Below are 6030 nucleotides of genomic sequence, written 5' to 3'. Positions count from 1 at the left end.
GACACGCATTGCAGGCACATGTCTACGACACAGAGCGTCCTCGTTGAGGGCACGCTGCAGGGGTTGCAGCTATGTGACACGGGACACAATCGCAATCAAGGTGTCTCTTCTTATTTAGATTTTCTTCAAAAAGTGGAAAAATTACGAAACGAAAACCATTTACGCTGCTCAACGTATGTTTTTGTGTTTCGTAGTTTTGTTCGTTTCGTTTACGAGATTACGAAATGACCCGCAAATACCTACCGTGACCTGCGGTGATGTGTTTCGTATTTTTCTGCGTAATTTCACGTCGCCCGAAGCAGACACCCTGCCGTGTGCTTGCTGCAGGGCTGCGGCCGTCCCTCCATGTGGAGCGTCAGTGTCGATGCTGTAACTTAAACGTACATACATTTGTGGCGCTCTCGTTACGTGTCTGTGCATTGCCGAGCTCTTTACTGTTGTGTGTGGGCGCGCAGCCGTAGTGTCCGTGCCACTCCGAGTAGGGCGCGTCGTACCCCAAACCCATGTTCAATTAAATTCCAATCCAGAGAGGTCTTGCACTGTTGCGGTGCGGTTGTCTTCTTTCTCACCGTATTGGACCCTGCGAAATTAATTGGATACGATAGGCCCATGTTGATTTCAGGTTCCGTTTTCATGCGGCCGCTCACCAGCCGCTAAGGCGGTTTTCTCCCTCCCGCAGGTTAGAAACCGCTCCGGTCCTTTAGCCGGGCGGCCATTTGCCATGCCCGGCTCCGTTTCAACTCCACGGAGCACACCTGATGTCTACATACGGATACGGCCGTCACGAACATGGCCAAAATTTTCTCACAGACCACAAGATCATCAACTCCATCGTCGATCTTGTAAAACAAACCTCCGGCCCCATCATTGAGATCGGGCCAGGAAGCGGTGCCCTCACTCACCCGATATCCCACTTGGGGAGGGCAATAACGGCAGTTGAGGTAGACGCAAAACTAGCTGCCAAACTCACAAAAAAGACCGCCTCGGCGTCGGTCGAAGTGGTCCATGATGATTTCCTCAACTTCCCGTTACCCGCCACTCCCTGCGTCATTGTGGGAAACATTCCCTTTCACCTCACCACTGCCATTCTTCGAAAGTTGTTGCATGCGCCGGCATGGACTGCCGCTGTACTCCTCATGCAGTGGGAAGTCGCTCGCCGCCGGGCCGGGGTAGGTGCAAGCACGATGATGACAGCTCAGTGGTCCCCATGGTTCACGTTTCACCTTGGTTCCCGAGTACCAAGGTCTGCTTTCCGGCCACAGCCAAACGTTGACGGGGGGATCTTAGTGATCCGCCGGGTGGGTGACCCGAAGATCCCGATAGAGCAACGCAAAGCCTTTCAGGCGATGGTGCACACCGTTTTCACCGCCCGGGGACGCGGGATAGGGGAAATTCTCCGAAGGGCAGGGTTGTTTTCATCACGTTCAGAGACACAATCATGGTTGCGCTCGCGAGGAATCGACCCCGCAACCCTACCTCCCAGATTGCACACCAGCGACTGGATCGATCTCTTCCAGGTGACTGGTTCCTCTTCACCGCGCCATCGGCCCATTTCACAATCGGGAAGTAGTCAACGCCCTCCTCAACGGAAAAATCGAGGCCGGCGGCGGTAATCCCCCCACCACCAAAACCGAAATCCACCAGTAGTAGTGAACGACCCATGTTCGTCTACCGTGAGCCGCGTTATGGCAGTGACGTGTTCTCGTCGGGCACAGTCATAGTTCCCGGCGTTGCCAGCGACAGGGTTCTACACCCAGCAGCGGGACCGATCAAAATCACCCGCACGGGGAACGACCCTGCTGGTGGTTTCGATTTTGATGAAAGCGAGGAGACATAGCCCCTCGCCAACTCCCCGTAGCTGGCGAACAGTAGCTCCTGGCGCTGGCGCTCGTTGGTGAGTTTGCGTGCCACATCGAAAGCCTTATCGACTTCCCGGTCCAAGTTGTTGTGAGCCTTGAGCAGAATTGGGTCCATCGATAACGGGTTGTAGTGCTCCGCGAGTGACCGCTGGGGGTGCCGCTCGCGTGCCCGCAGCACCAACTGTCCAGCGTCGATGATTCGCTGCTGCGCCTTCTCATCTAGTTCACACAGAGCTGGTCCGCAGTTGTAGCTCCCGATGTACTCCGAAAAACGGAAAAAATAAATAGTGGGGATACATCAACCTTCCACTTTCCATTCTTCCGGCTCAGAGTATTGAGGGGTCTGGGACCGGGTCCGTAAACCCTTTATGTTTTTCGCGCACAGCGGTTTTTAGCGACGCACCCTATAGGTTTTCCGCAGAACCTATATGTGTTTCTGTGCACCCCCATATGTTGTCTGTTTCTAGCGGTATTTCGTTGTACTTTGCGCATCGAATAGTTATTTATCGACGACACTCCGTCGAGTTCAAGTTCAACGTGTAGTGCTTAACCTCTGCGATGAACTCTTTGATCCCGGGACGTGATGAGGACTGGGGCTATTGTGCTCCCCCGAACGCTACGGCCCGGGGGCACGAGGCTGTGTCGCAGGTGCAGGCGAGAGGACCAGGAGCGAAACACAGACCGCTGAGTCGACGCAGTCACGGTAAAGACGGAGCCGTCTAGGCGGTGCTCGAGGTTGCGCGGGATACGGTGACGCTGGGCGTCGGTAAGCGATGCGCATTCGGCGACATTGATGGAAAGCTGGACTTTGCCGTCCGTCGTGTTGACGCCCTGGCTGCCTGGAGTCGACGATTTCGCGAAACGCTCCGCGAGATCGGCGGCGATGACCGCACCGTCGGGGATCCCCGGGCCGGGTGCTATGGTCATGTCGTTCATGCCGCCCAGCCTAGGTGCCCACAACCCTTTCTCGTCTCGGCGGAAGCGGAGACCGCGTCGCGACGGCCGGGATCCAGCCTCAGTATTATCCTCGTCACCGGTTGATTCGAACGCTTTTTGCTCCTCCTTCTCCCGTCGGGCTTCGATTTCAGCGGCCTCCGCAGGTGGCAGTGATCGCTGGATCCGCTCGAACTACCGGTTCCGATCAGTGGTCGAAGGATTTTCGCAGCAGCCGGACCTGCGGCGCCGGTGCCGCCGCCGTAGCCTGACGAGCATCCCCGCCATGACGGCCATCACGACGGCGGTCCCGGCACCGATGATCCAGGGATTACCGAGGAGCCCACCGACGCCTGCGAGTGCTCCGCCCGCCGCGATGAACGGCAGGCCGCAGCAGAGCAGCGACGGAAGCGCGCAGCATGCCAGCAAGAGCAGCCCGGTCACTGCAGCGACGACGGGACCGGCGCGCCATTCGTCGCGGTCCTGATCGGCGCTCATCGTCTGCTTCAGGATGAGATCTCCCCGATTGCCTGCGTTGCCGTTCATGCGCAGCACGACAGCAGCGACGGGTCGGTGGTGAAGGCCTTCGCGGCGATCCGGATGCCCTCGGCCATGGTCAGGTAGGGGGCCCAGGCGTTGGCGACCTCGGCGACGGTCCTGCCGAGCACGTGGACGCCTGCGGCGGCGAGCTCCCCGGCGTCCTTGGCGACGGCGGTCAGGCCGAGGATCTCTTTCGTCTCGGCGTTCACGACGATCTTGATGAACCCGCGGGTGTCGCGGTTGACCAAGGCGCGGGGCACGTGGTGCAGGGGCAGGACGCGGCAGTCGCAGCGGATCCCCGCGGCGAGGACGTCCTTCTCGGTCATCCCGACCGCGCCGATCGCGGGCCCGGTGAACGTCACCCGCGGCAGGCGGGCGTAGTCGACGGACCGGTCGGAGTCGGCGAACGCGTTCTCGGCGACGAGGGTGCCGTGGTGGGCGGCGACGTAGACGAACTCGGGGTGCCCGGTCACGTCGCCCGCGGCCCAGACCCGCGGGTTCGAGGACTGCAGCCGGTCGGAGACGACCACCTCGCCGGAGTCTCCGGTATTCACCCCGGCCGCATCGAGGTTCAGGCCATCGGTGACGGGACGGCGTCCGAGGGCGACCAGGACCTGGTCGGCGCGGAACTCCTGCGAGCCGCCGGACAAGGCGGCGGTCACGACGGCCTCGCCTCCCGTGCCGCGGGAGACCCGGGTGGGCACTGCGCGGCTGACGACGCGGATGCCCTCGTCGGCGAACACCTCCTGGAGCGCCTTCGACACCTCCGGCTCCTCCTTCGAGGCGAGCCGGGACCGCACGAGCAGCGTGACCTGCGAGCCGAGGCGGGCGAACAGCTGCGCCTGCTCCAGGGCGACGTAGCCGCCGCCGAGCACCAGCAGCGACTCGGGGACCTCCGTCAGCTCCATCGCCGTGGTCGAGGTCAGGTATCCGGTCTCCTTCAGGCCGTCGATCGGCGGTGCCCACGGGCGAGAACCAGTCGCGACCAGGTAGTGGTGGGCCTCGATGGACTCGACGCTTCCGTCGGATCCGGCAACATCGAGAACCGGCGCATCAGGGGTGCCCACGAACGAGGCGTCGCCGCGGAGGACCTGCCAGCCGTAGGAGTCGGCGACGTCGGCGTACTTCTCGCCGCGCAGCGACTCCACCAACGCTTGCTTCCCAGCGATCAGCGCGGCCATGTCGACGGGATCCGCCGTCGTCGCGATCCCGGGGAACCGGGTTGCGGCGTCGACCGCGACGTGCCGCGCGCCGGCCGCGGCAATGAGCGCCTTCGACGGGACGCAGCCCGTGTTCACGCAGGTGCCGCCGAGCGTCCCGCGCTCGATCATCACCACCGACTTCCCGAGCGTGCTGGCGCGGATCGCAGCGGCGAACGCGCCGCCTCCCGATCCGATGATGGCGAGATCGTACTTCGTAGGCATCGCTACTCCTGTCAACTCTTGGCTTTCTGCTCTGTCTCAGCCATACTGGACCTTCCAGTGCAGGGGAAGGTCAAGCGCGGCCACGGAGGGAGACAGCAATGTGGATCGGAGAACTCGCCGAGAGGGCGGGCACTACCGCGAAGACCCTTCGCTTCTACGAGGAACAGGGCCTTCTGCCCCCGACCGAGCGCACGCCGTCCGGATACCGCGACTACGCGCCCGAGACGGTCGCTCGGATCGACTTCATCCACCGCGGCCAGGCCGCGGGTCTCACTCTCGCCCAGATCCGCCAGATCCTCGACATCCGCGACGGCGGTCATGCGCCCTGCGAGCACGTGCGCGACCTGCTTGACGTGCGCCTCGCTGAGATCGAGCAGCAGATCGCGCAGCTCTCCGTGCTGCGCGACACTATCGCGGACCTTAGCCAGGACGCCGCGCACCCGGATCCTGAAACGTGCAGCACCGATCAAGTGTGTAGGTACTTGTAGACGGCGGGAGTCAATGACTCAAACGCTACAACCCCGATATGCGCTAGCGCATATCGATGCCGCCGGTGCCCACCTCGATGATTTTGGTGGTGGCCGCGATAGCACACAGCAGCGGCATCGGGGCGGAGGCCTGCAGCGCGAAGTGGTGGACTCGGAAGGACGCGTTGTTCACACCGATTTCGTCCGCAGCCTGGGTGATCTCCAGACGAGTCTTGGCGATCTTTTCCGCAGATGGCCCGCACTAGCTGCCGAAGGCGTAATGCCCGAAGCTTAAGAAGCCGAACGCTTTCATTGGATAACACTCCTTTTGATGGTGTTAACGAGAGGGGGTAACTTTGCAACGACATACCGTCGAATTCAAGTTCAACGTTTAACGCGGGCAGCCGCCGCCGGATTCTCGGTGGCGATTCCGGCCCGAACCTCGGGGACATTCTCGCGCTTCCTCATCTACGTGAGCTCCGCGACGCCGGCCAGCTCACCGCTACCTCCATCTTCGATAGCTTGAGCGAGCTCGACCACGACCATCTAATCTGGCGCACTGGTTTCCGTCCGGCCCTCGGCCCATTCCGCCACCTCATGCGTGGCCGTGAAACCGCGATGAAGAATCTCCATCTAGTTGGTTACGGCAACTGGACCGGCGACGGCTCGGCAACCCTGATGGGTGTCGGGCCCTTTGCCAAATACACTGCCCAGGTAGTCGCGGGCCGTGTCGATGAAGCTCGGCTTCAAAAGTTTTGAGGCGACGCTTGGTCCCTGAGCAACTCGATCCTTCCAAGATCCGCGCTG

Annotated in this window: 7 protein-coding genes and 1 pseudogene; 3 read left to right on the top strand and 5 right to left on the bottom strand. The window is 61.4% G+C overall.

The features are described from left to right. The first annotated feature begins 758 nt into the window (after window positions 1-758). The gene (gene erm, locus HMPREF3135_RS06270) at window positions 759-1613 is read left to right on the top strand and encodes a 23S ribosomal RNA methyltransferase Erm (protein ID WP_016456425.1); all 855 of its coding nucleotides are present in this window, start codon (window positions 759-761) and stop codon (window positions 1611-1613) included. A gap of 70 nt (window positions 1614-1683) precedes the next feature. On the opposite strand, the gene HMPREF3135_RS11575 is transcribed toward erm, so the two are convergent. From HMPREF3135_RS11575 to merA, 4 genes are all read right to left on the bottom strand, one after another. Next, window positions 1684-2037, bottom strand: coding sequence for a type IIL restriction-modification enzyme MmeI (locus HMPREF3135_RS11575; RefSeq protein WP_016423158.1), 354 nt, complete (start codon window positions 2035-2037; stop codon window positions 1684-1686). 368 nt (window positions 2038-2405) lie between these two features. Then, entirely contained in the window at window positions 2406-2795 is a 390-nt protein-coding gene (locus HMPREF3135_RS06260; protein WP_070438755.1) for a peptide chain release factor I, read from the bottom strand. Window positions 2796-2987: 192 nt separating this feature from the next. Beyond that, entirely contained in the window at window positions 2988-3338 is a 351-nt protein-coding gene (locus HMPREF3135_RS06255) for a hypothetical protein (RefSeq protein ID WP_005510697.1), read from the bottom strand. Then, complete coding sequence (gene merA, locus HMPREF3135_RS06250; RefSeq protein ID WP_070438752.1) at window positions 3335-4756, bottom strand: mercury(II) reductase; 1422 nt, start codon at window positions 4754-4756, stop codon at window positions 3335-3337. The genes HMPREF3135_RS06255 and merA overlap by 4 nt, the downstream gene beginning before the upstream one ends. A gap of 98 nt (window positions 4757-4854) precedes the next feature. Here merA and HMPREF3135_RS06245 point away from each other — a divergent pair, with 98 nt between their 5' ends. After that, window positions 4855-5244, top strand: a complete 390-nt coding sequence (locus HMPREF3135_RS06245; protein WP_005290994.1) for a heavy metal-responsive transcriptional regulator — start codon at window positions 4855-4857, stop codon at window positions 5242-5244. 46 nt (window positions 5245-5290) lie between these two features. Here HMPREF3135_RS06245 and HMPREF3135_RS11665 read toward each other — a convergent pair. Continuing rightward, a pseudogene (locus tag HMPREF3135_RS11665) lies at window positions 5291-5536 on the bottom strand (alkane 1-monooxygenase); the annotation flags it as partial. A gap of 209 nt (window positions 5537-5745) precedes the next feature. Here HMPREF3135_RS11665 and HMPREF3135_RS06235 point away from each other — a divergent pair. Then, window positions 5746-5982 (top strand): oxidoreductase, encoded by a 237-nt coding sequence (locus HMPREF3135_RS06235; protein WP_246818316.1) that lies wholly within the window; start codon window positions 5746-5748, stop codon window positions 5980-5982. Window positions 5983-6030 lie beyond the last annotated feature (48 nt).

The sequence above is a fragment of the Corynebacterium sp. HMSC14H10 genome (genome assembly GCF_001807105.1).
GTDB lineage: Bacteria > Actinomycetota > Actinomycetes > Mycobacteriales > Mycobacteriaceae > Corynebacterium > Corynebacterium jeikeium_D.
The sequence above is the reverse complement of the archived record's forward strand: the minus strand, read 5'-3'. Positions and strand labels throughout refer to the sequence as shown.